The 24,783-nt window shown below is 64.7% G+C and carries 27 protein-coding genes; 13 read left to right on the forward strand and 14 right to left on the reverse strand.

The window, feature by feature from the left end; genetic code table 11:
• The first annotated feature begins 88 nt into the window (after positions 1–88).
• From D8Z78_RS01820 to D8Z78_RS01835, 4 genes are all read left to right on the forward strand, one after another.
• Positions 89–1,792: a peptide ABC transporter substrate-binding protein gene (locus D8Z78_RS01820; protein ID WP_121631441.1), complete on the forward strand. Its 1,704-nt coding sequence runs from the start codon at positions 89–91 to the stop codon at positions 1,790–1,792.
• A gap of 112 nt (positions 1,793–1,904) precedes the next feature.
• The gene (locus D8Z78_RS01825; RefSeq protein WP_128910550.1) at positions 1,905–2,912 is read left to right on the forward strand and encodes an ABC transporter permease; all 1,008 of its coding nucleotides are present in this window, start codon (positions 1,905–1,907) and stop codon (positions 2,910–2,912) included.
• Complete coding sequence (locus tag D8Z78_RS01830) at positions 2,905–3,888, forward strand: ABC transporter permease (protein WP_128910551.1); 984 nt, start codon at positions 2,905–2,907, stop codon at positions 3,886–3,888. The genes D8Z78_RS01825 and D8Z78_RS01830 overlap by 8 nt, the downstream gene beginning before the upstream one ends.
• Before the next feature lie 249 nt (positions 3,889–4,137).
• Positions 4,138–5,175, forward strand: a complete 1,038-nt coding sequence (locus tag D8Z78_RS01835; RefSeq protein ID WP_128910552.1) for a YeeE/YedE family protein — start codon at positions 4,138–4,140, stop codon at positions 5,173–5,175.
• 102 nt (positions 5,176–5,277) lie between these two features.
• Here the strand turns inward: D8Z78_RS01835 and D8Z78_RS01840 are convergent, their stop codons facing one another.
• Positions 5,278–6,570 carry a DUF3422 family protein gene (locus D8Z78_RS01840; protein WP_128910553.1) on the reverse strand — a complete coding sequence of 431 codons (1,293 nt, stop codon included), beginning with the start codon at positions 6,568–6,570 and terminating at the stop codon, positions 5,278–5,280.
• A 117-nt stretch (positions 6,571–6,687) separates the two neighbouring features.
• Positions 6,688–7,080 (reverse strand): DUF6314 family protein, encoded by a 393-nt coding sequence (locus tag D8Z78_RS01845; RefSeq protein ID WP_128910554.1) that lies wholly within the window; start codon positions 7,078–7,080, stop codon positions 6,688–6,690.
• Between the two features lie 107 nt (positions 7,081–7,187).
• On the opposite strand from D8Z78_RS01845, the gene purB reads away from it, so the two are divergent.
• From purB to D8Z78_RS01865, 4 genes are all read left to right on the forward strand, one after another.
• Positions 7,188–8,495 (forward strand): adenylosuccinate lyase, encoded by a 1,308-nt coding sequence (gene purB, locus D8Z78_RS01850; RefSeq protein ID WP_128910555.1) that lies wholly within the window; start codon positions 7,188–7,190, stop codon positions 8,493–8,495.
• A 236-nt stretch (positions 8,496–8,731) separates the two neighbouring features.
• Positions 8,732–8,887, forward strand: coding sequence for a chitin-binding domain-containing protein (locus tag D8Z78_RS01855; protein WP_128910556.1), 156 nt, complete (start codon positions 8,732–8,734; stop codon positions 8,885–8,887).
• A 166-nt stretch (positions 8,888–9,053) separates the two neighbouring features.
• Positions 9,054–10,109: a flagellar motor switch protein FliG gene (locus D8Z78_RS01860; protein WP_128910557.1), complete on the forward strand. Its 1,056-nt coding sequence runs from the start codon at positions 9,054–9,056 to the stop codon at positions 10,107–10,109.
• 59 nt (positions 10,110–10,168) lie between these two features.
• Positions 10,169–11,107 carry a lysophospholipid acyltransferase family protein gene (locus D8Z78_RS01865; RefSeq protein ID WP_128910558.1) on the forward strand — a complete coding sequence of 313 codons (939 nt, stop codon included), beginning with the start codon at positions 10,169–10,171 and terminating at the stop codon, positions 11,105–11,107.
• Here the strand turns inward: D8Z78_RS01865 and D8Z78_RS01870 are convergent.
• On the reverse strand, positions 11,071–11,766 hold the full coding sequence (locus tag D8Z78_RS01870) for a DUF1223 domain-containing protein (protein ID WP_128910559.1): 696 nt from the start codon (positions 11,764–11,766) through the stop codon (positions 11,071–11,073). The genes D8Z78_RS01865 and D8Z78_RS01870 overlap by 37 nt on opposite strands.
• A gap of 237 nt (positions 11,767–12,003) precedes the next feature.
• Here D8Z78_RS01870 and acnA point away from each other — a divergent pair, with 237 nt between their 5' ends.
• The 4 genes from acnA to D8Z78_RS24480 all read left to right on the forward strand — a co-directional run bounded on the left by acnA (position 12,004) and on the right by D8Z78_RS24480 (position 16,074).
• A complete protein-coding gene (gene acnA, locus D8Z78_RS01875; RefSeq protein WP_128910560.1) occupies positions 12,004–14,775 on the forward strand; it encodes an aconitate hydratase AcnA in 2,772 nt (923 codons plus the stop codon).
• 119 nt (positions 14,776–14,894) lie between these two features.
• Positions 14,895–15,053 (forward strand): hypothetical protein, encoded by a 159-nt coding sequence (locus D8Z78_RS24475; RefSeq protein ID WP_164932860.1) that lies wholly within the window; start codon positions 14,895–14,897, stop codon positions 15,051–15,053.
• A gap of 9 nt (positions 15,054–15,062) precedes the next feature.
• Positions 15,063–15,683 carry a YdeI/OmpD-associated family protein gene (locus D8Z78_RS01880; protein WP_128910561.1) on the forward strand — a complete coding sequence of 207 codons (621 nt, stop codon included), beginning with the start codon at positions 15,063–15,065 and terminating at the stop codon, positions 15,681–15,683.
• Between the two features lie 250 nt (positions 15,684–15,933).
• Positions 15,934–16,074, forward strand: a complete 141-nt coding sequence (locus tag D8Z78_RS24480) for a hypothetical protein (protein WP_164932861.1) — start codon at positions 15,934–15,936, stop codon at positions 16,072–16,074.
• Between the two features lie 16 nt (positions 16,075–16,090).
• Here D8Z78_RS24480 and D8Z78_RS01885 read toward each other — a convergent pair whose 3' ends face one another.
• From D8Z78_RS01885 to yajC, 10 genes are all read right to left on the reverse strand, one after another.
• Positions 16,091–16,633, reverse strand: coding sequence for a DsbE family thiol:disulfide interchange protein (locus D8Z78_RS01885; RefSeq protein WP_128910562.1), 543 nt, complete (start codon positions 16,631–16,633; stop codon positions 16,091–16,093).
• Complete coding sequence (gene ccmD, locus D8Z78_RS01890; protein ID WP_128910563.1) at positions 16,620–16,781, reverse strand: heme exporter protein CcmD; 162 nt, start codon at positions 16,779–16,781, stop codon at positions 16,620–16,622. The genes D8Z78_RS01885 and ccmD overlap by 14 nt, the downstream gene beginning before the upstream one ends.
• On the reverse strand, positions 16,778–17,506 hold the full coding sequence (locus D8Z78_RS01895; protein WP_128910564.1) for a heme ABC transporter permease: 729 nt from the start codon (positions 17,504–17,506) through the stop codon (positions 16,778–16,780). The genes ccmD and D8Z78_RS01895 overlap by 4 nt, the downstream gene beginning before the upstream one ends.
• Positions 17,507–17,634: 128 nt before the next feature.
• Positions 17,635–18,291 (reverse strand): heme exporter protein CcmB, encoded by a 657-nt coding sequence (gene ccmB / locus D8Z78_RS01900; protein ID WP_128910565.1) that lies wholly within the window; start codon positions 18,289–18,291, stop codon positions 17,635–17,637.
• Positions 18,288–18,899, reverse strand: a complete 612-nt coding sequence (gene ccmA, locus D8Z78_RS01905) for a heme ABC exporter ATP-binding protein CcmA (RefSeq protein ID WP_240671964.1) — start codon at positions 18,897–18,899, stop codon at positions 18,288–18,290. The genes ccmB and ccmA overlap by 4 nt, the downstream gene beginning before the upstream one ends.
• A 1-nt stretch (position 18,900) precedes the next feature.
• Positions 18,901–19,254, reverse strand: coding sequence for an Mth938-like domain-containing protein (locus tag D8Z78_RS01910; protein WP_128910566.1), 354 nt, complete (start codon positions 19,252–19,254; stop codon positions 18,901–18,903).
• A 9-nt stretch (positions 19,255–19,263) separates the two neighbouring features.
• Complete coding sequence (locus tag D8Z78_RS01915; protein WP_128910567.1) at positions 19,264–20,016, reverse strand: sulfite exporter TauE/SafE family protein; 753 nt, start codon at positions 20,014–20,016, stop codon at positions 19,264–19,266.
• A complete protein-coding gene (gene secF, locus D8Z78_RS01920) occupies positions 20,009–20,977 on the reverse strand; it encodes a protein translocase subunit SecF (RefSeq protein WP_128910568.1) in 969 nt (322 codons plus the stop codon). Before secF ends, D8Z78_RS01915 begins: the two co-directional genes overlap by 8 nt.
• A gap of 1 nt (position 20,978) precedes the next feature.
• The gene (gene secD / locus D8Z78_RS01925) at positions 20,979–22,640 is read right to left on the reverse strand and encodes a protein translocase subunit SecD (protein WP_128910569.1); all 1,662 of its coding nucleotides are present in this window, start codon (positions 22,638–22,640) and stop codon (positions 20,979–20,981) included.
• Between the two features lie 6 nt (positions 22,641–22,646).
• Entirely contained in the window at positions 22,647–22,934 is a 288-nt protein-coding gene (gene yajC, locus D8Z78_RS01930) for a preprotein translocase subunit YajC (RefSeq protein ID WP_128910570.1), read from the reverse strand.
• A gap of 424 nt (positions 22,935–23,358) precedes the next feature.
• Here yajC and D8Z78_RS01935 point away from each other — a divergent pair, with 424 nt between their 5' ends.
• On the forward strand, positions 23,359–23,982 hold the full coding sequence (locus D8Z78_RS01935; RefSeq protein ID WP_128910571.1) for a trypsin-like serine peptidase: 624 nt from the start codon (positions 23,359–23,361) through the stop codon (positions 23,980–23,982).
• On the opposite strand, the gene D8Z78_RS01940 is transcribed toward D8Z78_RS01935, so the two are convergent.
• A complete protein-coding gene (locus tag D8Z78_RS01940; RefSeq protein WP_128910572.1) occupies positions 23,963–24,736 on the reverse strand; it encodes a calcium-binding protein in 774 nt (257 codons plus the stop codon). The genes D8Z78_RS01935 and D8Z78_RS01940 overlap by 20 nt on opposite strands.
• Positions 24,737–24,783: the final 47 nt, after the last annotated feature.

Below are 24,783 nucleotides of genomic sequence, written 5' to 3' on the forward strand. Positions count from 1 at the left end.
GAAGGCGCTTTGGTCGATGAATTTCCTACCAAGAAGTCAAAAAACAGGGAAGGTCCATGAGGCCCTCCCGACCAACAAGGAGAGACGAATGAGACTCAAGTCGCTGATGCTTGGGGCCGTGGCCACCGCTGCGCTTGCCCCCGCCGCCTTTGCCGAGCGCGCCTCGGATGGCGAAGTCAGAATCATCTACTGGCAGGCGCCTTCGATCCTGAACCCGTTCCTGTCGGGCGGCACGAAAGACGTGGAATCGGCGTCGATGATCATCGAGCCGCTGGCGCGCTACAACTCTGCCGGTGAACTGGTGCCGTGGCTGGTCGAAGACGTGCCCACCGTGAACAATGGCGGCGTTTCCGAAGACCTGAAGTCGATCACGTGGAAGATCACCCCGGGCCTGAAGTGGTCCGATGGCAGCGATTTCACCTCGGAAGACGTGAAATTCACCTATGAATACTGCACCCATCCCGAAGGCGGCTGCGCGCAGCTGACCAAGTTCGGCGGCGTGACCAGCGTCGAAACTCCCGATCCGCTGACCGTGATCGTGAACTTCGAGGAAGCGACGCCCAACCCCTATGGCCCGTTCGTGGGTGGCGAAAGCCCGATCCTGCAAAAGGCCCAGTTCGAGAACTGCATGGGTGCCGCGGCCTCGACCTGCACCGAAGAGAACTTCAATCCGATCGGCACCGGCCCGTTCGTCGTCACCGAGTTCAAGCCGAACGACGTGATCACCATGAAGGCGAACGAGAACTACCGTGACCCGGCCAAGCCCGCCTTTGCCACCGTGACCTTCAAGGGCGGCGGCGATGCGGCGGCGGCGGGCACCGCCGTCATGGAAACCGGCGAGTTCGACTATGCGTGGAACCTGCAGCTGGCCCCCGACGTGATCTCCGAGATGGAAGCGGGCGGCAAGGGCGTGCCGGTCGCGGGCTTTGGCCCGCTGATGGAACGCATCATGCTGAACAACACCAACCCCGATCCGAACCTCGGCCCGGATGAGCGCTCGGTCGTGCGCCCGCATCCGTTCCTGGGTGATCCGGCGGTCTACAAGGCGATGTCGATGGCCATCGACCGCCCGCTGCTGGTCGAGGTCGGCTATGGTCAGGCGGGCAAGCCCACCTGTTCCTGGGTCCCCGCGCCCGAGGCCTTCGCCTATTCCGACGTGCCGGGCTGCGACGTGCAGGACATCGAAGGCGCCAAGAAGATGCTGGACGATGCGGGCATCGTCGACACCGATGGCGACGGCATCCGCGAGAAGGACGGCGTGCCGCTGTCGATCGTCTACCAGACCTCGACCAACGCCGTGCGTCAGGACTTCCAGGCGCTGATCAAGGAATGGTGGAGCGAGATCGGCATCGAATCCGAACTGCGCAACGTCGATTCGTCGGTCTTCTTCGGCGGTGACCCGGGCTCGCCCGACACCTTCCAGAAGTTCTATGCCGATGTGGAAATGTACGCCAACACCTTCAACGGCACCGATCCGCAGGCCTATCTGGGCAACGGTCTGTGCGACAAGGCCCCGCGTCCGGAAACCCAGTGGCAGGGCGAGAACATCAGCCGCTTCTGCGACGAGGAATACGACGCGCTGCACCTGGAGCTGACCCAGACCGCCGACATGGCCGAGCGTCAGCGCATCGGGCGTGAACTGTCCAAGATGGCGTTCGAGCGTGGCATGATGATCCCGCTGGTGCACCGTGGCCGTCTGTCGGCCCATGCCAACAGCCTTGGCGGTGTCGACCTGAACGTCTGGGACAGCGAGCTGTGGAACGTCGCTGACTGGTACCGCATCGACGAGTGATCGTTGAGGTAGGATGGGTGATCACCCATCCTACTTTGCCAGCCCTTGGGTAGGATGGGTGATCACCCATCCTACTTTCACATAAGAACAAGACCGCGAACCGAGGCGCCAGATGCTCACATATGCCGTGCGACGGTTGATCCTTTCGATCCCGACGCTTCTGTTCATCAGTTTCGTCATCTTCATGCTGCTTCAGCTCGCCCCCGGCGACCCGATGGCACAGGTCCCGCTGACCGTGCCGCCGGAAGTGAAACAGAAGATGCGCGAAGCCCTCGGCCTCGGCCAGCCCCCGCTCGTGCAGTATTGGAAATGGCTGGTTCAGGTCTTCTGGATCGAACCCCAAGTCCTGATCGACCACATCTTCGGCACCGCCTTCTCCGCCGGTGATCTGCGCGTGATCTCATGGCAGACCCGCTCGCCGGTGATGGACATCATCATCCAGCGCATCCCGCAGACCCTCTGGGTCGTCGGTGTTGCCTACGTGGTCGCGATCCTCATTGCCCTGCCGATCGGCGTCTATTCCGCCTATCGGCAGTATTCCGTCTTCGATCAGGCGGGCACCTTCGTGTCGATGGTGGGCTTTTCCATCCCGCCCTTCTTCACCGGCCCCCTGCTGATCGTGATCTTTTCCGTGCAGCTTGGGTGGTTCCCCTCGATCTATGACACCACCCATGTCGTCAACGACTGGGCCAGCTTCAAGATCCAGCTGCAGCAGATGATCATGCCGGTCATGGTGCTGGCGCTGCAGATCACCGCGCAGCTCAGCCGCTACATGCGCGCCTCGATGCTCGACAACCTGCGGCAGGACTATGTCCGCACCGCCCGCGCAAAGGGCCTGTCCGAGGCGGTGGTCGTCAATGTCCACGTGCTGCGCAACTCGATGATCCCGGTGGTCACGGTGATCGCCCTCGGCATCCCCGCCATCTTCGGTGGCGCCATCATCACCGAGAACGTCTTCAAGGTGAACGGAATCGGCCAGCTGCTGCTGACCGCGCTCTTCGCCAACGACCTGCCGATGGTGATGACGCTGACCTTCATCTTTGCGGTGCTCATCGTGCTCTTCAATCTCGTCGCCGATATCCTTTACGGCGTCCTCGACCCGCGGATCCGCTATGACTGACAGCCCCCAGGACGACCTGATCGCCATCGGCGCGCTCACCGACACGGTTCCGCAATCGCCGCCCACCTCGCGGGCGCGCGACATCTGGGACCAGTTTCGCAAACACAAGGGCGCCATGCTGGGCCTTGGCTTTCTGGTCTTCATCACGCTCGCCGTGGTGATCGGGCCGTGGCTCTGGACGGTCGACCCGCAAAAGCTCGACATCCGCAACAAGGACATGCGCCCGATCTACACCGCCATCTGGGACAGCAGCGCCAAGACCAGCTGGGCCAAGCCGCTGGGCTCGGACCAGTTGGGGCGCGACAACCTCGCCCAGATGATCGCAGGCGGCCGCGTGTCGCTGGCCGTGGGCTGGGCGGCGATGCTTCTGTCGCTGTTCATCGGCACGTCGATCGGGGTTCTGGCGGGCTATTTCAAACGGGTCGACGGGCTGCTGATGCGCACCACCGACCTGTTCCTCGCCCTGCCGATCCTGCCGCTGCTGCTGCTGGCCGTGACCCTGTTCCGCCAGCCCTTGCGGGAATTCGCAGGCAGCCCCGAAGGCGGCATGTTCATCCTGATCGTGACGATCATCGCGATCACCTCGTGGATGCCCACGGCGCGCATCGTGCGCGGCGATATCCTTGCCATCAAGGAGCGTGAATTCGTCCTCGCGGCGCGGTCAATCGGCACGACCAATGGCAAGATCATCCGTCGCCACCTGCTGCCCAATGTGCTGTCACCGATCATGGTGTCCGCCGCCTTGGGCCTCGCCACGGCGATCATCACGGAATCCGCCCTGTCCTTCCTCGGTGTCGGCTTCCCGTCCGATTACCCGACATGGGGCAAGATGCTGGCCGATGCGGTCGTACGGATGGAACGCTTTCCGGAGCGCGTCATGCTGCCCGGCATCGCGATCTCGCTGACGGTTCTGTCGGTGAACTATCTCGGCGACGGTCTGCGCGACGCCCTTGACCCGCGCACGCGCGGGCGCTGACCGGCACAGGGCCGCCTCACCACGTGGGGCGGCCCGCTTGCGCAAATAAGGACAGGCTTCAAGCCTGCCCGCCCGGCGGCAAAACATCCCTGCATCGCGATCCGTCCAGCATGGAACAGGCGTTCCATGACCCTTGGTGGAAATCGGAACAGTGTTCCGATTTGTGATCCGCTCCCCGGTGCAAGCGGTCTTGTCAGGCGACACAAAGGGCTCCATCTGGGACAGAATTCCAGAACCCCGGAGACAGACATGTTCGAGACATTCGGCTTCGAGACCCTCACCGCGCCGCAGGCTGCGGTGTTCTTTGCCCTCGCACTGGGCGCGCTGTTCGGCATCCTTGCCGAACGGACCAAATTCTGTTTCCGCCGCGCTCTGGTCGGCGAGGATCGCCGCCAAGCGATGGGGATCTGGCTGACGGCGCTGGCCGTGGCGGTGCTGGGGACCCAAGGGGCCGTTGCAATGGAATGGATCAGCTTCGAGGATCACCGCTACCTCGCCACCGACCTGCCGGTTGCGGCACTGGTGATCGGCGGAGCCTTGTTCGGCGCGGGCATGGTGCTGACGCGCGGCTGCGCGTCGCGCCTGACCGTGCTGGCGGCAACCGGCAACCTGCGCGCCTGGACCGTGCTGGCGGTGTTCGCAATCGCCGCACATGCGATGCTCAAGGGCGTTCTGGCGCCGGTTCGTACCGGCTTGGGCAGCTGGACCGTGTCGCTGGACAGCGCCGCGCTGCCGGGCAGCGCGATGGTCTGGACGGCGGCGATTGCTGTGCTGGCACTGGCCTATGCGGCGCGGTCCGGCAACCGCCCCCTGCCCCTGCTGGGGGCAGCCCTGCTGGGCGCGCTGGTGCCGCTGGGCTGGGTTGCTACGGGGTTCGTGCTGTATGATGACTTCGATCCGGTCGCGATGGAGAGCCTCGCCTTCACCTCGACCTGGTCCGATACGCTGTTCTACCTGATCGCCTCGACCTCGATCCCGGCGGGCTTCGGCGCGGGACTGATCGGCGGCGTGCTGGTCGGCAGCTTCGTCTCGGCGCTCGCTGCGCGGCGGCTGGCATGGACCAGCTTCACCTCGCCGCGCGAGACCGGGCGCTATATGACCGGCGCCGTGTTGATGGGCGTGGGTGGTGTGCTGGCGGGGGGCTGCACCGTGGGTGCGGGCCTGTCAGGCGTGCCGACGCTGGCCATTGCACCGGTTCTCGCGATCCTTTCCATCGCGGCGGGCGCCCTTGCCACCCAAGCCGCGCTGAAAGGCGCCCTTCAGGGCGCCCTGCACCCGGCCGAATGACGCGCAAGGCTTTTCGAAAAGCCTTGAACCACGCAAATTGCAATTTGCGTCCAAGCGCCTTCGAAGGCGCTTGATCCAAGGCGCTTCGAAGCGCCTTGCCCCCTACAGATCTGGCCCCTTGTGCTGGGTCTTGATGCGGCGGATCATCCACCAGACCAACGCCACCACCGGCACCACCGTCAGCGCGGTCAGCGTGCCCTTGGACAGGCCGAATGCCTCGGCCAGCGGATACAGAAGGTAGCCGGCCAGCGACACCGCGTAGTAACTGATCGCCACCACCGACAGCCCCTCGACGGTCTCTTGCAGCCGCAGCTGCAACTCTGCCCGCCGGTCCATGCTTTCCAGCAATTGCTGGTTCTGCGCCGACCGACCAACCTCGACCCGCGTGCGCAACAGATCCGCCGCGCGCGCAGCCCGCGCGATCATGCTGTCCAGCCGCGCCGCCGAGCTGTTGACCGTCCGCATGGCCGGATCATAGCGGCGCATCATGAATTCCGAAAACGTCTGCCGCCCCAGAAACCGCTCCTCGCGCAGGACCGAAATCCGTTGCGTAACAATCGCCTCGTAGGCCCCGGTCGCGCCCAGCCGGAACGAGCTTTCCGCCGAGAGCCGTTCCAGCTCTGCCGAGACGCTCAGCAGCGCCTTCAGGCGCGCCTCTTCGTCGCCATCCGAGACGGTCATGCGCTGCATCAGCCCGGTCAGTTCCGTGTCGATCCGGTTCAGGTCCGGCCCGATCTGCCGCATCCGGGTGAAGCCCAGCATCGACATGGCCTTGTAGGTCTCGATCTCGCACAGGCGCTGGACGATCCGGCCCACACGCCGCTCCCCCACCCCGTCCTTGACGAAGACGGCAAAGCGCTGATGCCCGGCGGGATCGATGCGGAAATCGCCCGCGACGATGGCATCGCCGTCCAGCACCTCGGACACGGCGACGCTTTCGGCCACCAGCCAGTCATCGACCTGATCGGTGATCTCCGTGTCGTCGGGGCGCACGGCCACCCGCAGCAGCGCCGAGGTGACCCGAACGCCCGGGGCCGCGTCCAGCCAGTCCTCGGGGAAGACCTCGAAATCGTTCGGGTCGAAGGGCCGCACGCCCAGCCCGTCGAGAAAGACCGTATAGGTCACGAATTCCGTATGCTGCTCCCATTTGAGCATGTGCCGCCCGATCTGCCCGGAAAAATGCGTGGCACCCGGCTGCGGATGCTGGGTGCCGTAGCGGTCGAGCAGATCGATCAGATGCGCCAGATCCTGCCCCCGGTCGCGCGAGGCCGCATCGACCGGCTGCTTGATCGCAAGGTAGACCGCCCGCACCGGCGGCGTCAGCGCCGGAAAAGGGCGCGCATGCAGCTCGTTGGCGAGGCGGTAGCGCAAGGGATGATCGGGAATGGGGGGCATGGCGCGGCTCCGGTCGGGTTCGCGCACCATGCCGCGACGTCAGATCAAAGTAAACAGGAAAAATGTTGATTTTCAACATGTTAGAGGGATGCAACGGTATACCGTCGTAAAATCCCCTCAACCGCGCCGATAAACGCTTGTCATCGTGTAGTTTTTCCTTGGCCCGACGACATGCCACCGACACGACCATTCGGGCCATGCGCCGAACGCGTAGGTCACATCGTACTGGTCAGGGTCACACCAATGCCCGGTTTCCCCGCCCTGCGCCGGAACCGAATGGAAAAACCTGCCATCCTCGAAAAACACGTGCAGCGTCTCGGTCCAGCGATAGCGCCGCTCCGCGGCAAAGCGCCCTTGCGGCAAGATCAGGTGCCCGGTCTCGTGATACTCTGCGCCCTCGTCGGTCGCCTCCCACCGGGCGCGCCCTTCGAAACGCCCCTCGGTCCCATCCGATTGAAGGATGGTCCGGGTCAGGGTCCAGTCGCCAAGGAAGTCGGTCAAGCTGCGCATGGCCCTCGCATGCCGCAAAACCGCACAGGGCGCAACGTATGCTTGAGGCCGACGCCGCAGGGCGCTAAACGGCGCGCAACCGTTACGCTTTGCCAAGGACGCTGCCCATGATCCCCCGTTATTCCCGCCCCGACATGGTCGCCATCTGGTCGCCCGAGACCAAGTTCAGGATCTGGTACGAGATCGAGGCGCATGCCTGCGACGCCATGGCAGAGCTGGGTGTGATCCCCAAGGAAAACGCCGAGGCCGTATGGAAGGCCAAGGACGTGGAATTCGACGTCGCCCGCATCGATGAAATCGAGGCCGTGACCAAGCATGACGTCATCGCCTTCCTGACGCATCTGGCCGAGCATGTGGGCTCGGAAGAGGCGCGCTTCGTGCATCAGGGCATGACCTCGTCGGACGTGCTCGACACCTGTTTCAACGTGCAGCTGGTGCGCGCCTCCGATATCCTGATCAAGGATATCGAAGGGCTGCTGGCGGCGCTGAAAAAGCGCGCCTATGAACACAAGGACACGATCCGCATCGGTCGCTCGCACGGCATCCACGCCGAGCCCACCACGATGGGCCTGACCTTTGCGCGCTTCTACGCGGAAATGGACCGCAACCTCAGCCGTATGCGCGACGCCCGTGCCGAGATCGCCACCGGGGCAATTTCCGGCGCGGTGGGCACCTTCGCCAATATCGATCCGCATGTGGAGGAGCATGTCTGCGATAAGCTGGGCCTCGTCCCCGAGCCGATCAGCACGCAGGTCATTCCGCGCGACCGCCATGCGGCGTTCTTTGCGACACTGGGCGTGATCGCCTCCAGTATCGAGAACATCGCCATCGAAATCCGCCACATGCAGCGCACCGAGGTTCTGGAAGCGGCGGAGTTCTTCTCGATGGGGCAAAAGGGCTCTTCGGCGATGCCGCACAAGAAGAACCCGGTGCTGACCGAGAACCTGACCGGCCTTGCCCGCCTCGTGCGCATGGCCGTGATCCCGGCGATGGAGAACGTGGCGCTGTGGCACGAGCGCGACATTTCGCATTCGTCGGTCGAACGCAACATCGGACCCGACACCACGATTACGCTGGACTTTGCCCTGTCGCGCCTGACCGGGGTGATCGACAAGCTGCTGGTCTACCCGCAGAACATGCTCGACAACATGAACAAGTTCCCCGGTCTGGTCATGTCGCAGCGCGTGCTGCTGGCGCTGACGCAGGCGGGCGTGTCGCGTGAGGATGCGTACCGGCTGGTGCAGCGCAACGCGATGAAGGTCTGGGACCACCGCACCGACTTCCGCGAAGAACTGCTGGCGGATGACGAGGTGCGTGCGGCCCTGTCCGAGGAGGAGATCAACGAGAAGTTCGACCTTGGCTACCACACCAAGCATGTCGACACGATCTTTGCCCGGGTTTTTGGCGAAGACTGAGATCGTCGACCGGCGCGGGCAAGGCTTTTCGAAAAGCCTTGGACCCCGCGCCGTCCGGCACGCGGGACAAGCGCCTTCGAAGGCGCTTGGTTCAAGGCGCTTCGAAGCGCCTTGCGCGCTGACCGTCCTGTCCGTGCCAAAGGCTCACGCGGTCGTGTAGCCTGACCGCTGCGCGTTTTGACGGAATCGCCTTCCGTGTTACCGTTGTCGCGTTCAAGCACGAAAAGGACGTTCCAATGACGCTCAAGACCTTGATTGTCGGCACGGTACTCGCCTTTGCTCCGGCCTTGGCCTTTGCCTCCTGTGCCGGGCACGAAAAGCAGGTGATGTCCTGCACGGACGGCTCCGTATATGACGCCGAAACCAACACCTGCACCGTGGTATCCGGCTGACCGATCCCCGTGTCGGTCCTGACGGGCGGTCCCCGCCGGGGCCGCCCGTCGGCACGCAAAGGCACCGAAAAAACCGACAATTGTCGCTTGCGCCTTAACGGCCCGGAAACCTCGACGCGCTACCCCTGACCGGGACAAGTCCGATCCGTCCCCAAAGGTGCGCGCCATGCCCGATCTTCCCGCTCTTGCACATTTGCCCGGTCCGGTCGCCCGTGCCGGCATGGGCCCCCTCTCGCGCAAGGCCAAGGCTGCGATCATCGTGCAGTTCCTGCTCAACGAGGGCTCCGATGTGCCGCTGTCGTCCCTGTCCGAGGACACGCAGGCCGAACTGACCCTGCTCATGGGAAACATGCGGTATGTCGACCGCGAGACGTTGAACCTTGTGGTCAACGAATTCGCCGACGAGTTGGAATCGGTCGGCCTGTCCTTCCCCGGCGACATCGCCGGTGCGCTCAACGCGCTGGATGGCAAGATCAGTGCCCGCACCGCCATGCGCCTGCGCAAGGAGGCCGGGGTGCGCCAGACCGGCAACCCATGGGACCGCATCAACGCGCTGGACCCGGACCGGATCGAGCAGCTTGTTCAGGGCGAATCGATCGAGGTCGCCGCCGTCATGATGTCCAAGATCGACGTGACCAAGGCCGCGCTCGTGCTGGCCAAGCTGCCCGGCGACAAGGCCCGGCGGATCTCCTACGCCGTCTCGATGACCTCCGGCGTGACGCCGGATGCGGTCGACCGCATCGGGCTCAGCCTTGCCGCGCAGATCGATGCAGAACCGCCCAAGGCCTTCAAGGCCCGCCCGGACGAACGCCTTGGCGCGATCCTCAACTATTCCAATTCCGCCGTGCGCGACGAGCTGCTCTCGCAGCTCGAAGAGGATGACAAGGACTTCGCCGAGGCCGTCCGCCGCTCGATCTTCACCTTCGCCAACATCCCCGAACGGCTCAATGCCATCGACGTGCCCAAGATCACCCGCGACATCGAGGCGGACGTTCTTGCCACCGCCATCGCCGCCGCCGACACCGAGGCCGAGCGCGCCACCGCCGACTTCCTGCTGGCCAACATGTCGAAACGTCTGGCCGAGGCCATCCGCGAGGAGTCCGACGCCAAGGGCACCGTCAAACCCAAGGTCGGGGAAAAGGCCATGGGCGCCGTGGTCGCCGCGATCCGCGACCTCGTCAACGTGGGCGAGATCGAACTGCTCAACCCGGACGAGGAGTGAGGCTGGACGCCCCCCGCCCCGCTGCGTAAACAGGGGCCAAAGACAGGGGGCCTCCCGGCTTGGCGACATCGAAGAAAAAGCAGCGCGACCATGGCGGTTGGCAGGACCGTTGGGCAGACCGCATCCTGCGCGGCCTGATCTGGCTGGCCCTGCGCCTGCCGGTGCGCACGCGCCTGACGCTGGTCGGCGGGCTGGTGCGCCGGGTGATCGGGCCGCTGGTGGGCTGGGACAAGCGGGTGCGCGCCAACCTGAACCATGTCTGGCCCGACACGTCAGAGGCGCAGGTGAACCAGATCACCGCGCAGGTGCTCGACAATGTCGGGCGTGCCTTCATCGAGAATTACGACGTCCCCGAAATGCTCGCGCGCGGCGCGCGCTACGAGGTCGGCGGCCCGGGCCTGCCCATCGTCGAACAGGCGAAACGCGACGGCACGCCCGTGCTGTTCGTCTCGGGGCATTATGGCAGCGCCGAATGCGCGCGCTGCGCCATGGTCGCGCGCGGCTACCAGATCGGCGGGCTGATCCGGCCCATGTCGAACCCGTTCTTCAACGCACATTACGTGCAGAACATGCACGACATCTGCGAGCCGGTCTTTGAACAGGGTCGCCGTGGCACGATGGGCCTGATCAAGCATATCAAGTCCGGCGGCATGGCGGTGCTGCTGTTCGACATTTATGACAGCGGCGGCGTGCGCATCGACTTCCTCGGCCAGCCCGCGCCCACCGTCACCTCGATTGCCGATATCGCGCTGAAGACCGGGGCGCTGGTCGTGCCCTTCTTCGGCATCCGCCACCCCGACCGCTATGGCTTTGACGCCATCTTCGAAGAGCCGATCCCGCACGGCGATCCGGTCGAGATGATGCGCGAGGCCACCCGTCGGCTGGAGGCGCGGATCAAGGACGATCCCGGTCAATGGATGTGGATTCACCGCCGGTGGAAACCGAAACGGCAGGCCAAGCTTCAGCGCAAGCGCGCCGCCGCGACGATGGACCCGTAGCGTTTGCCCTGCACCAGAACGACGATGGGATCGCTGCCTGTCACAGGCACCGTGGCCTCATAGGTCCCCTGCCCGTCCCATTGGCCCACCACGTCCCAGCCGCGCACGATATGGGTATAGGTCAGGGACCGGCCCGCGTTTTCACCGCGCAGGATGTCGACCTCGGCACCGTCGACATAGCGGACAAGGTGAATATCGCAGGGTTTGACGGGCGCCATGGGGGTCACGGCGATATGCAGCGCATCGCCCTCGCGCCGAATGTCCAGCGAGACCTGCGCCTGCTCCTGCGCCTCGTGCAGGATGCCGTCGGCCACCTTCATCGGGCGATTGCCGACCACGTCATGCTCGCCGTTGATGATGATCTGCGGAGTGTAGATCATCTTCCACCCCCCGGCGCGGGCATAGCCCTTTTGCCGTTTGGTGAAGCGCGGATCGGCAAAGGCATCCTCCCAGCCGATATAATCCCAGTAATCCACATGCAGCGCCAAGGGGATCACATCCTCGCGCCCGCCCAGCTCTGCCAGCAGCGCGTCGGCGGCAGGACAGGAGGAGCAGCCCTGCGAGGTGAACAGCTCAACCACGACGGGATTGGTCTGGGACTGGGCCCAACCGGCCATTGCGGTCAAACAGAAAGCTGTTCCAAGGAGAAGCGTGCGCATGCGGTCCATCATTTTCAAAGGCTACCTTGCCGAGATAAAGAATGGCTTTGCAACATGCCAATCAATCATTTGAGACCCACCCGTGACAGGGATGCCGCAGGACCCGGCCCCGAAACGGCAAATTTTTCGCATACAATGGTATACTAAAACGCCGCACCCCCCTTGAACGACTCTGGGCGTTGGGGCATGTAACGCGCGAGGCATTCCATTTTCCGTAACCCCATCCGGAGGTTTTCCATGACCATCACAGTCGGCCATGACAGCGCGGGCACGCGCAAGACGCTTTCCGTCGGCGGCCAGTCCGTCTCTTATTACTCGATTGCCGCCGCAGAGGCCGCAGGGCTTGGCGATTTCTCCAAGCTGCCCGCCGCGCTGAAGGTCGTGCTGGAGAACATGCTGCGTTTCGAGGACGGCAAGACCGTCACCCAAGACGACATCAAGGCGTTCTCGGACTGGGCCACCAATGGCGGCAAGGGCGATCGTGAACTGGCCTACCGCCCCGCGCGCGTGCTGATGCAGGACTTCACCGGCGTTCCCGCCGTGGTCGACCTTGCCGCGATGCGCGACGGCATCAAGGCGCTGGGTGGCGACGTGCAAAAGATCAACCCGCTGAACCCGGTCGATCTGGTCATCGACCACTCGGTCATGATCGACGAATTCGGCAACCCGCGCGCGTTCCAGATGAACGTCGACCGCGAGTATGAGCGCAACATGGAGCGCTACGAGTTCCTGAAATGGGGTCAGACCGCGTTCCAGAACTTCCGCGTCGTGCCCCCGGGCACCGGCATCTGCCATCAGGTGAACCTCGAATATCTCGCCCAGACCGTCTGGACCGACACCGATCAGAACGGCGAGACCGTGGCCTACCCGGATACGCTGGTCGGCACCGACAGCCACACCACCATGGTCAACGGCGCGGCCGTTCTGGGCTGGGGCGTCGGCGGGATCGAGGCCGAGGCCGCGATGCTGGGTCAGCCGATTTCGATGCTGATCCCCGAGGTCGTCGGCTTCAAGCTGACCGGCGAGATGATCGAAGGCACCACCGGCACCGACCTTGTCCTGAAGGTCGTGGAAATGCTGCGCGCCCATGGCGTCGTCGGCAAATTCGTCGAATTCTATGGCTCGGGTCTGGACAATCTGCCGCTGGCACAGCGCGCGACCATCGCCAACATGGCGCCGGAATACGGCGCGACCTGTGGCTTCTTCCCGATCGACGACGAGACCCTGCGCTACCTGCGCGTCTCGGGCCGCGAAGAGGACCGCATCGCGCTGGTCGAAGCCTATGCCAAGGAAAACGGCTTTTGGCGTGGCACGGATTACGATCCGGTCTATTCCTCGACGCTGGAACTGGACATGGGCACCATCGTGCCTGCGATCTCCGGCCCCAAGCGCCCGCAGGATTACATCGCGCTGGACAAGGCCGCCCCGGCCTTTGCCGACTACATCAAGGGCGTGCGCAACGGTCAGGACGTCCCGGCCAAGGACGAGGTCCGCTGGGAAGGCGAAGGCGGCAAGCCCGAGCCCCGCGACATCCCCGGCGATACCGGCAGCCACAAGCGCGGCTATGTCGAGACCGCCGATGGCAACTACCAGCTGCATGACGGCTCGATCGTGATCGCCTCGATCACGTCGTGCACCAACACCTCGAACCCCTACGTGATGATCGGCGCGGGTCTGGTGGCGAAAAAGGCGCATGAGCTGGGCCTGACCCGCAAGCCTTGGGTGAAAACCTCGCTGGCGCCGGGCTCGCAGGTCGTGTCCGAATACCTTGAGGCCGCGGGCCTGCAGGAACATCTGGATGCCATCGGCTTCAACCTTGTGGGCTATGGCTGCACCACCTGTATCGGCAACTCCGGCCCGCTGGACGCCCCGATCTCGGCTGCCATCAACAAGTACGATCTGGTCGCGACCTCGGTCCTGTCCGGCAACCGCAACTTCGAAGGCCGCATTTCGCCCGACGTCCGCGCCAACTACCTCGCCTCGCCGCCGCTTGTCGTGGCCTATGCGCTGGTCGGTGACATGAACGTCAACATCGCGACGGATGTGATCGGTCAGGACAAGGACGGCAACGACGTCTACCTGAAGGACATCTGGCCGTCGAATGCCGAGATCGCCGAGCTGGTCGAAAAGACCGTGACGCGCGAAAGCTTCCAGTCCAAATATGCCGACGTCTTCAAGGGCGACGAAAAGTGGCAGGGCGTCGAGGTGAATGGCGGCGAGACCTATGATTGGCCGGCCGCGTCGACCTACGTGCAGAACCCGCCCTATTTCCAAGGCATGTCCAAGGAGCCGGGCACCATCTCGAACATCGAGGGCGCGCGCGTTCTGGCGGTTCTGGGCGACATGGTCACCACCGACCACATCTCTCCGGCTGGCTCGTTCAAAGACACGACGCCCGCGGGCAAGTACCTGATCGAGCGTCAGGTGCCGGTGCGCGAGTTCAACTCCTACGGGTCGCGTCGCGGCAACCACGAAGTCATGATGCGCGGCACCTTCGCCAATATCCGCATCAAGAACGAGATGCTGGACGGCGTCGAGGGTGGCTATACCAAGGGCCCGAACGGCGAACAGATGGCGATCTACGACGCAGCCATGGCCTATCAGGACCAAGGCACCCCGCTGGTGATCTTTGGCGGTGAACAGTATGGCGCGGGCTCCTCGCGCGACTGGGCCGCCAAGGGCACGGCGCTGTTGGGCGTCAAGGCTGTTATCGCCGAGAACTTCGAGCGTATCCACCGCTCGAACCTTGTCGGCATGGGCGTCATCCCGTTCGAGTTCACCGGCGGTGACACCCGCAAGTCGCTGGGCCTGAAGGGCGACGAGAGCGTCGACATCAAGGGTCTGGACACCATCAAGCCGCTTCAGGAAGTGCCCTGCACCATCACCTATGGCGATGGCTCGGTGAAGGAAATCACCCTCAAGTGCCGCATCGATACGGCGATCGAGGTGGAATACATCGAGCATGGCGGCGTGCTGCACTACGTGCTGCGCAATCTGGCCGCTGCTTGAATGGACCTAAAGTAGGTCGGGGTTAATCCCGACCTACGTCATGGTGGACAAGACCGAGACCCCCGCCTTCGCAGGCGGGGTCTTCTTTTGCCCTCCGGTCGGAAGGGTGCGGACAGGCCTTGTGCCGCGCTCCCGTCAACCTCGGCGTGCTCGGCTTCGCCACAGGGGCGCTGCACCTGACCGGCCTTTGCGCACCGGACCGGTGTCTGGCCACGGAGGCGCTGCCCCGGTTCCCAGATGAGCCGGGCCCGCTGGATTTCCTGTCCGCCACGCAATAGCCTCCGGGCATGATCTCGGACGCCGACCACTATTTCACCAAGGGCTGCGGGCGGTGCGACCGCTTTGACACGCCCGCCTGCTCGGCCCTGCAGTGGGCCGAGGGGCTGGCCGCGCTGCGCGCGCTCTGCCTGAGCGAAGGGCTGACAGAGACCGTGAAATGGGGACACCCTTGCTTCATGCACGAGGGGCGCAACACCGCGTTGATCGGCGCCTTTCGCGGCGATTTCCGCCTGACCCTGATGAATTGCGCGGACCTTGACGACCCAGAGGGCCTGTTGACACGCGCCGGACCGAACAGCCGGATCGCCAACGTGATCCGCTTTGCCGACAGCGCACAGGTCGCGGGTCGTCTGCCTGCCCTGCGCGCCCTGCTGGCGCAGGCCAAGGCGCAGGCCGCCACGGGCAAGCCACCGAAACGATCCGCGCCGGATGTCGCATGGCCCGACGAACTGGTCGAGGCCCTGTCCGACGAACCGGAGCTGTCCGCAGCCTTCGACGCTCTGACCCCCGGCCGCCAGCGCAGCTACGTGATCCTGCTGTCCTCGGCCAAGACCAGCGCCACGCGTCACGCCCGAATCGCGCGCAGCCGCGACAGGATCCTCGCGGGCAAGGGCGCGAACGAGCGCTGAGGCGCCAACGCGCGCCAGAGGCAGGTATTCCCCACCTGACGACGCCGGGAAGACCGGCTAGCTTTTCCCCATCGACATGACGCTCGCCGCCGATTTGCGGCAACAACTTGCGCAAATGCGCGCCACTCGGCGCAAAGCTGCGCAAGTCTTGAACATTCACGGAAAGTCCCGGCTTCGCCAGAGGCGCGTCAGGGGTTTAAAAATCAGTTTGGGGCCACAGGTTATGCCTGACACAAGAAAGCAGACGACGATGAAATTGATTACCGTGATCCAGGCTGGCGCGCTTCTTCTTCTGGCGATGTTCGGGGCCTATGCCAGCGCCCATGAAAACCCGACCACGCCGCCCAAGCTGTGCGTGCCAGCCCTGTCACAGGACGATTGCGCGCTGTGACGGGCGGGCGCGGCGCTTATTTCAGCGCCGCTTCCAAGGCCGGGACAAAGCGCAGTTCGTAATCGGTGCCGACCAGCGGGCCGACGAACTTGAACAGCACCACGCCGTTGCCATCCAGAATGAAAGTCTCGGGCGGGCCGGTCACCCCCCATTCGATCGCCGTCCGCCCCGCCGGATCGAAGGCAACCGCCGCGAACGGGTTGCCGTCATCCTCCAGATAGGACAGCGCTTGCGCCTCCTGATCCTTGAAGTTCACGCCGACGATCTTGATGCCCTGTTCGGCCATCTCCAGCAGCTTGGGGTGTTCCAACCGGCAGGGCGGGCACCAGCTGGCCCAGAAATTGACCAGCGTCACCTGCCCGTCCGCCAGCATGTCCGGCGTGATCGGATCGTAGCCGCGCAGGGCCACCTCGGTCATGACCGGATGCGGCTTGCCCTCGAAGACGCTTTCCAGCCGGTCCGCGCCCTCGCGCCCCAGCCCGAAAAAGAACAGCGCGCCGAAGATCGCAAAGACCACCGGCGGCACGAACATCAGGGGCGAGATCCTACCTTTTGCCATGGCGCTGCCTTTCCTCGATCCGCTCCAGCTCGGCCCGCACCTTGCGCGCGCGCAGGACGGACGACGCGACGAGGATGACGATCAGCGCGATGGACACCGCGTAGGATGACAAAACCGCGCCCGCGTATTTCCCAAGGTCCGGCATCATGTCGAACGCTCCCGTGCCAAAAGGGCGCGCGCCCGGCGCGCCCGGATTTCCGTCTGCGTGCGCAAGAAGACCAGCGCGATGAACAGCAAAACGAAGCCCGCGATGCAGACCAGAAGCGGGAACCAGAACACATCGGCCACGTTTTCCTCGGCATCGAGCGACAGGGACGCGCCCTGATGCAGCCCTTGGTTCCAGAAGTTCACAGCATAGCGGCTGAGCAAGGCAAAGACCGAGCCGACGAGGCAGAGGATCGAGGTCAGGTCGGCGGCGGTGTCGTCATTCTCGATGGCCGACCACAGCGCCATGTAGCCCAGATAGAACAGGAACAGGATCAGGAACGAGGTCAGGCGCGGGTCCCAGGCCCACCATGTGCCCCACATGGGCTGGCCCCAGATCGCGCCGGTGGCCAAGGCGATCACCGTCATCGTCGCGCCCACCGGCGCGGCGGCGCGCGCGGCCAAGGCGCTGACATGGTGGCGCCGGACGATCCAGATCAGCGAGGCCAGAAGCATCATCAGCCACGCATTGATCGCCATCAGCGCCGAAGGCACATGCAGGTAGATGATCTTGACGGTCGAGCCTTGGCGGTAATCGTCAGGGGTGAAGAAAAAGCCCCAGATCAAGCCGCCCACCAGACAGACGATGGCCGCGACGGACAACCACGGCATCAACTTGTCCGTGGTGCGGATGAATTTCACCGGATTGGCGTATTCCCAGATCGACATAAGCGCCTTGGTCCTCTTCCCTGCGTCAGGTTGGGTTACACCCGAAATATGCGGTCTTGGCAATGCGACCGTCGTTCACGTTCCCTGAAGTAGGATGGGTGATCACCCATCCTGCTTTAAAGTGCTCTCTACCTCAGGTTCACTCGCAACACGGCGGCGCTGGCAAACGGCAACAGGGCCACCGCCCCGAAACTGATCCCCGCCAGCATCAACAGCGGCGTCTGCACCGCCAACCCCTCGGCCCCGCGCCGCGCCACCTCTGCCCCGAAAATCAGCGTCGGCACGTAGAGCGGCAGAACCAGCAGCGACAGCAGCAGCCCGCCGCGTTTCAATCCCACCGTCAGCGCCGCGCCGAATGTCCCGATCACCGACAGCGCAGGCGTGCCGACGGCCAGACTGACGACCACCCACAGGTAACCCTCGACCGGCAGGCTCAGCAGCACGCCCAAGGCGGGCGCGGCCAGCACCAGCGGCAGACCCGTCGTGATCCAATGCGCCAGCGCCTTGACGCTGACGATGCCTTCCATCGGCAGGGGCGCGGTGGCCAGCAGGTCGAGCGAGCCATCCTCCCAATCCAGCGCCAAAATCCGGTCCAGCGACAAAAGGCAGGCCAGCAAGGCCCCGATCCACAACACCCCCGGCGCGATCCGCGACAGCAAGCCCGTCTCCGGCCCCACGCCGAACGGCACCAGCACCGTCACGATCAGGAAAAACGCCAGCCCAAGGCCAAACCCGCCTCCTGCGCGCACCGCCAGTTGCAAATCCCGCATCAACAACGCGATCATAGAAAGGCCTCGTCCTGCCGCGACACACCCGGCTTTGCGCGAAACGGCGTCACGTCGAACACCTCCGCCTCGGCCAGCCCAAGGTCGATATGCGTCGCCATCAGCGCCGATCCCCCTTGCGCCAGATGCGCCCGCACCGCCTCGGCGAACAACGCGACAGAGGCCGCGTCCAGCGACACCGTCGGCTCGTCCAGCACCCAGACCGGGCGGCCCGTCACCATCAGCCGTGCCAATCCCAGCCGCCGTTTTTGCCCCGCCGAGAGCGTCCCGGCCAGCCGGTCCTCCAACGCGACCAGATCGAAGGCGGTCATCGCGCGCATGATGTCGGCCTGCCCGAACACGCTGGCCCAGAACGACAAATTCTCGGCCACCGACAGCATCGATTTCAGCCCGTCGGAATGCGCCGCATAGGCGATGCGCTCTCCCGCGCCGTCCACCGTGCCGTCGAGCGCGGGCTGCAAGCCCGCCACCGTGCGCAGAAGCGTCGTCTTGCCCGATCCGTTCGGCCCGCGCAGCACCAGCGCGCGACCATCGGCCACCGAAAATGAAACGCCCTCCAGCACCGGCACGCCGCCCCGTGCGACGGTCAGGTCGGAGACGCGCAGCACGTCAGACCGGCAAAACGGCGATGGCCACGCGGCGGCCCTCGCTCAAAAGCACGTTATAGGTGCGGCATGCGGCGGGCGAGGCCATGACCTCGACACCCAGACCCGCCTCTTCCAGCTCGGCCCGCAGCGCGGCGGGCAAATGCGCGATCTCGGCCCCCATGCCGACAAACAGCACGTCGACCTGACCGACCAGCGCGCGCAGCGCGTCCACATCCGACAGGCCGCCCCAAGCCATGGGCTTGCCGCCCGCGACGATCATCGCGCCCTCGAAGGGCTGGCCGCCGACCCGGAAAAACCCCGGCCCGTAGCCATCGACCGGCACCGCATCGGGAAATTGCATCTCGTTCAGTCTCATGTCGCTTTCCTATCCCCAAATGGGCAGGCCGGACAAGGCCGACGCCGCGATGATGACATAGGCCACGCCGCGATAGGATCGCGCGTGGCCGGGGCGAAACAGCGCAGCCCCGAAGATATTGCCAAGCGCATTGGGCACCACGATCAGCGCGCCGACCAGCACCGCCTCCAGCGTCAGGGACCCGCGCAGCGCCAGCATGCCAAGAAACAGCCAGTCGAAGGCAAACAGGAACAGCATGTTGTTGGCGCGGATCGCCGCTGCGGGCAACGGGCTGGCCATGTAGAACAGGATCACCGGCGGGCCGGGAATGCCCGACACGCCGCCAAGGATGCCCGACACGCCGCCGATGCCATAGACCATGGGCGGGCGCACCTGCCCCTGATAGCGCAAGCCCAGCACAAGGCAGGCCAGCAGCGCCAGCGCCACGCAGGACACGATGTAGCGGAAGGCCTGCGGGTCGAGCAGGCCCAGAAGGTACACCCCCACCGGCAGTGTCACCACCAGCCCGGCGATCAGCCGCGCCACGTCGTGTGGCTGGCCATCGCGCCAAGCGCGCGGCAGGTTCGGGATCGGCCCGAACCCGTCCATGATCGCCAGCGCCACCAGCGCCGCGACCGGCCCCAGATGCTGGCCGGCGATGGGCAGGAAAACCATCGCCGTGCCAAAGCCCGCAAAGCCCCGCACACAGCCCGACAGGGCTGCGGCAAAGACCACCCAGATCAGCCCCGGCGTTGCAAACGCCGCGGCCAGGACCTCAGGCATCGACGTTGCCGAACTGGTTGCCCGTGGTGTCGGTGGGCTTGGTCCAGTCGCGCTTCACGCCCAGCCGCAGCAGGATCGCCGAGGCCACGAAGATCGAGGAATAGGTCCCCACGATCACGCCCCAGATCATCGCAAAGACAAAGCCCCGGATCACGTCGCCGCCCAGCACGAACAGCGCGATCAGCGCCAGAAGCGTGGTGAACGAGGTCATGAAGGTCCGGCTCAGCGTCTCGTTGATCGAGATGTTGAGCACCTCCTTGAGGTCCTTGGACTTGTACTTGATCAGGTTCTCGCGGACGCGGTCGAAGACCACCACCGTGTCGTTCAGCGAATAGCCGACGATGGTCAAAAGCGCCGCGATGGTGGTCAGGTCAAAGCGGATGCCGACCTCGGAAAACACCCCGATGGTCAGCACCACGTCATGCACCAGCGCGATCACCGCCCCCAGCGCGAACTGCCATTCGAAGCGCAGCCAGATATAGATCAGCACCGCCCCGATGGCCAAGACCACCGCAATCGCCGCCGTCTGGATCAGCTCGCCCGAGACCTTCGGCCCCACCGATTCGACCGAGACGAACTTGATGTCGGGGCTGACCCCTTGCAGCGCGGTGCGGGTCTGTTCGATCACCTCGGGGGTCACGGATTCCTGCCCCTCTTGCGCCTCGATCCGGATCATCGCCACGTTCTGGTCGTCGCGGAAATTCGGGTCGAAGACCTCGGTGATCACCACGTCGCCCAGCCCCAAGGTGACCATCGCATCGCGATATGCGCCGACATCGACCGCCTGCGCCGACTCGGTCCGGATCGTCGTGCCGCCCTTGAAGTCGATGCCGTAGTTCAGCCCGCGCACGCCGAAGCTGACCAACGCCAGCACGATCATGACCGCCGAAATGCCCAGCCACAGCGTCGGGCGCGAGAAGAAGTCCCAGTTGGTGTTTTGGGGAACCAGTCTCAGTCTCATCTCACACCTCCAGCGTTTTCGGGCGGCGACGCTCGAACCACATGACGATCAGCACGCGGGTCAGGAAAAGCGCCGTGAAGACGGATGTCAGGATGCCGATCCCCAGCGTCACGGCAAAGCCGCGCACCGGGCCAGAGCCCATGACATACAGGATCACCGCCGTGATGAAGGTGGTGATGTTGGCGTCGACGATGGCGCTCAGCGCCTTTTCATAGCCCAGTTCGATGGCCCGAGCCGGGCCGCGCGCGGTCTTGAGTTCCTCGCGGATGCGTTCGAAGACCAGCACGTTGGCGTCGACCGCCATGCCGACCGTCAGCACGATCCCGGCGATGCCCGGCAGGGTCAAGGTCGCCCCCAACATGCTGAGCACGGCAAAGAGCAGCACGATATTGACGACCAGCGCGATGTTGGCGAACACGCCAAACAGGCCGTAGGACGCAAACATGAAGATCAAAACGGCGGCAAAGGCGACGATGGTCGCGATTTTCCCGGCGTCGATGCTGTCCTGCCCCAGTTCCGGCCCGATGGTCCGTTCCTCAAGGAAATCCAGACCCGCAGGCAGCGCGCCCGCGCGCAGCAGCACGGCCAGTTGCGTCGATTCCTCGACGGTGAAGTTGCCGGTGATGATGCCCGACCCGCCGGGGATGTGGCTTTGGATGACCGGCGCGCTGATGACCTCGTCATCGAGCACGATGGCAAAGGGCGAGCCGATATTCTGCGCCGTGTAGTCGCCGAATTTCCGCGCGCCCGTGGCGTCGAAGGTAAAGCTGACGGCGGGCCGCCCGTTCTGGTCGAAGGACGGCTGCGCGTTGGTCAGTTCCTCGCCGGTGACGACGGGTGCTTGTTCGAGAATGTAGAACACGCCCTCATCGTCGAGCGAGGGCAGGATCTCATTGCCGACCCCGGCCGGGTCGTCGGCGCTGGCGGCGCGGCCCACGACCGGCTGGAATGTCAGCTGGGCGGTGGTGCCGATGATGTCCTTCAACTCCTGCGCCGATCCCAGACCGGGCACCTGAATCAGGATCCGGTCCGACCCCTGACGCTGGATCGTCGGTTCGCGCGTGCCGACCTCGTCGATGCGGCGGCGGATGATTTCCAGCGATTGCTGCATCGTGCGCTCATCCGTGGCCTGCATTTCGGCCTCGGACAGGGTGACGATGATGACGTTGTCCTCGGCGCGGACCTCAAGGTCGGTGGACCCGGCCCCGGTCAGCGACACGACAGGCCGCGCCAGACCGCGCACCAGTTCCAGCGCCCGGTCGATGCCCGACGGCTCGGATATGCGCACCCGCAATTCCCACGGCTCGGACGGGACGAGGCGGATGGTGCCGACCGTGTCCCGCTCGGGGCGCAGCACGTCGCGCACGTCCGGCCAGAGCGCCTCCATGCGCGAGGCATAGACATCGCCGGTCCGAACCTCGGCCAGCAGATGCGCCCCGCCGCGCAGGTCGAGGCCAAGATTGACCAGACCGGATGGCAGGTAGGACGGCCAGACACTGGCCGCCTCGCGGTTTTCCGACGTATCCGCCCCGGCCTCGATGGCTTTGACAGCGTCGTTATGTTGCTCGACACGGGTATAGAACCCGTTCGGCATCGCGAAGAGCAGACCGAGCGCAACGACGCCCCAGATCAGCACGCGTTTCCAGAGATCGATCTGCAACATGAAGGATTAGCCCTGCGCCGGCTCGGTCTTGGACAGCACCTGCGCGATGGTGGACTTGATCACCTTGACCTTGACGCCATCGGCGATTTCCACCTCGATTTCGGCGCCTTCGGGCACGCGGGCCACCTTGCCGACGATGCCGCCCTGAGTGACGATCTTGTCGCCTTTGCGGACGGCCTCGACCATGGCCTGATGTTCTTTCATCTTTTTCTGCTGGGGTCGGATCAGCATGAAATACATGATCGCAAAGATCAGGATGATCGGCAGAAAACCTGCAATACCGTTTGCGTCCATCGGGATGCTCCTTGTTTTTATGGCGCGCGGGGCATCCCCGCCTGTTCGCGCGGAACCTATGGTTTGCGCAGGCCAAGCGCAAGCGGGGCAGGTGTGGAATCGACGCGGCCCGTGGCGATAAGGCGCGCTTCGGGGGCATGACGGTCCGGATGGCGGGCGTTGGAGGCATTCGGGAAGCCGCGCATCGAACGGGCCGCGGTCTGTCGATCTGCCCGTCGAGCCTGTCGATTTATCCCGGCCACATCCGAAAGACTCCATCACATTGCACAAGCTTCACCAAATCGACGGGCCGTGGGGGCGGCCCGTCGATGCGCGGCGGCCTGCGGCCTTGCTCCCTTGGCGCACAAGCCAGACGGATTGCCTTGCCGCCGCTCCCCCGCTACCGTCCCGTTCGCGAACAGGCCCCAATCGAAAGGGCCCCTCCATGTGGCGCATCGTGCTGCTGCTTCTTCCCCTGCCGCTGATCGCCGAGGAGGCGGTCGGGCGGCTGAACCTCGCAGGCTACAAACACCGCGAGATGTGCTCAGGCACGCTCGTGGCCCCGGACAAGGTCCTGACCGCCGCGCATTGCGTGATTTCGGTGATCGACGGCTATGCCAAGCCCTTGGGCGACATGGTCTTCGTCGCCGACTGGAACGGCGAGAGCCACAAGGGCGCGGCCCGCATCGCCCATGTCGACATCCATCCCGGTGCCTTTTCCAATGCGCGTTTCATGATCGAGAACGATCTCGCGCTGGTCACGCTGGACCAGCCGCTGGACATTTCCCCGCTGCCCATCGGCACGGGCGCCCTGCCCGGCCCGCTGACCCTGATTGGCTATCAACGGTCGGCCCCGCACCGGCAGGCCATTACGCCCTATTGCTACGGCGCGCCCGATTACGGGCTGTGGCGCATCGCCTGCCGGGTCGAGCCGGGCCAGTCCGGCGGCCCGGTCCTGAACGAGGCGGGCGAAGTCGTCGCCATCATCAGCGCCGTGCAAGAGGAACAGGCGCTCGCCGTTCCGGTGGATGGTTGGCTGCGGGACGCGCTCAGCGCGTCAGGTCGATAAGCTCGAAGTCCAGCGCATCGATGCCCGGCCCGCTCACCGTCGCCAGCAGCGTGCCATTGGCCTTCAGCCGCACCTCGTCACCGTCGCGCGTTTGCCGGATGTCGGGATCATCGCCAAGGAAATCCGGGTCCTGATTGACCAGCACCACGGTCTCGCCTTCCTCGTAATCGGTGATCGTCACCGCTTGGTCGGTCTCCTGTCCGATCCACGACCGGAACATGTCCGGCCCGCCTCCGCCCGACAGGACATCCCCATCGTCGCCGTCCAGAAGATCCGCGCCGAACCCGCCGTTCAGCGTGTCGGGCGCATCGGTGCCGGGCGCGTCCAAGGCATAAAGGTAATCCGCCCCCAGCCCGCCAAAAAGCTGGTCGGACCCGTCATCCGACAGGACGTCATCATTGCCATCCCCGCCATAGAAGGTGTCATCGCCCGACGGCATTTCGCTCACATCGTCGATGTCGTAATCGTCCTGAATGGTGTCATTGCCATCGCCGCCGCGCACGAAGTCATCCCCGTCCTGCGCCACGATGAAATCGTCGCCGCCTTCGCCGCGAATGGTCTCGGCCCCGTCGGTGCCTTCCAGCCCATCGGCCCGGTCGGTGCCGATGATGTCCTCGAGCGGCGCGACACCGTCCTCGTCCTCGGCGGAGCCGCGCGCCGCGTCGACTTCGTCGCGGATTTCATCCTCGACCGCGCCCACCACCAACGACCCAATGCCGAAAGCCCCCAGCAAAACCAGCAATATGGCGGTCATGTTGCGTCCCCGAACCTTGAAAAATGCCTCGTCCGGTCCATTGATAA

This window comes from Tropicibacter alexandrii, assembly GCF_003667315.2.
Classification (GTDB): domain Bacteria; phylum Pseudomonadota; class Alphaproteobacteria; order Rhodobacterales; family Rhodobacteraceae; genus Tropicibacter; species Tropicibacter alexandrii.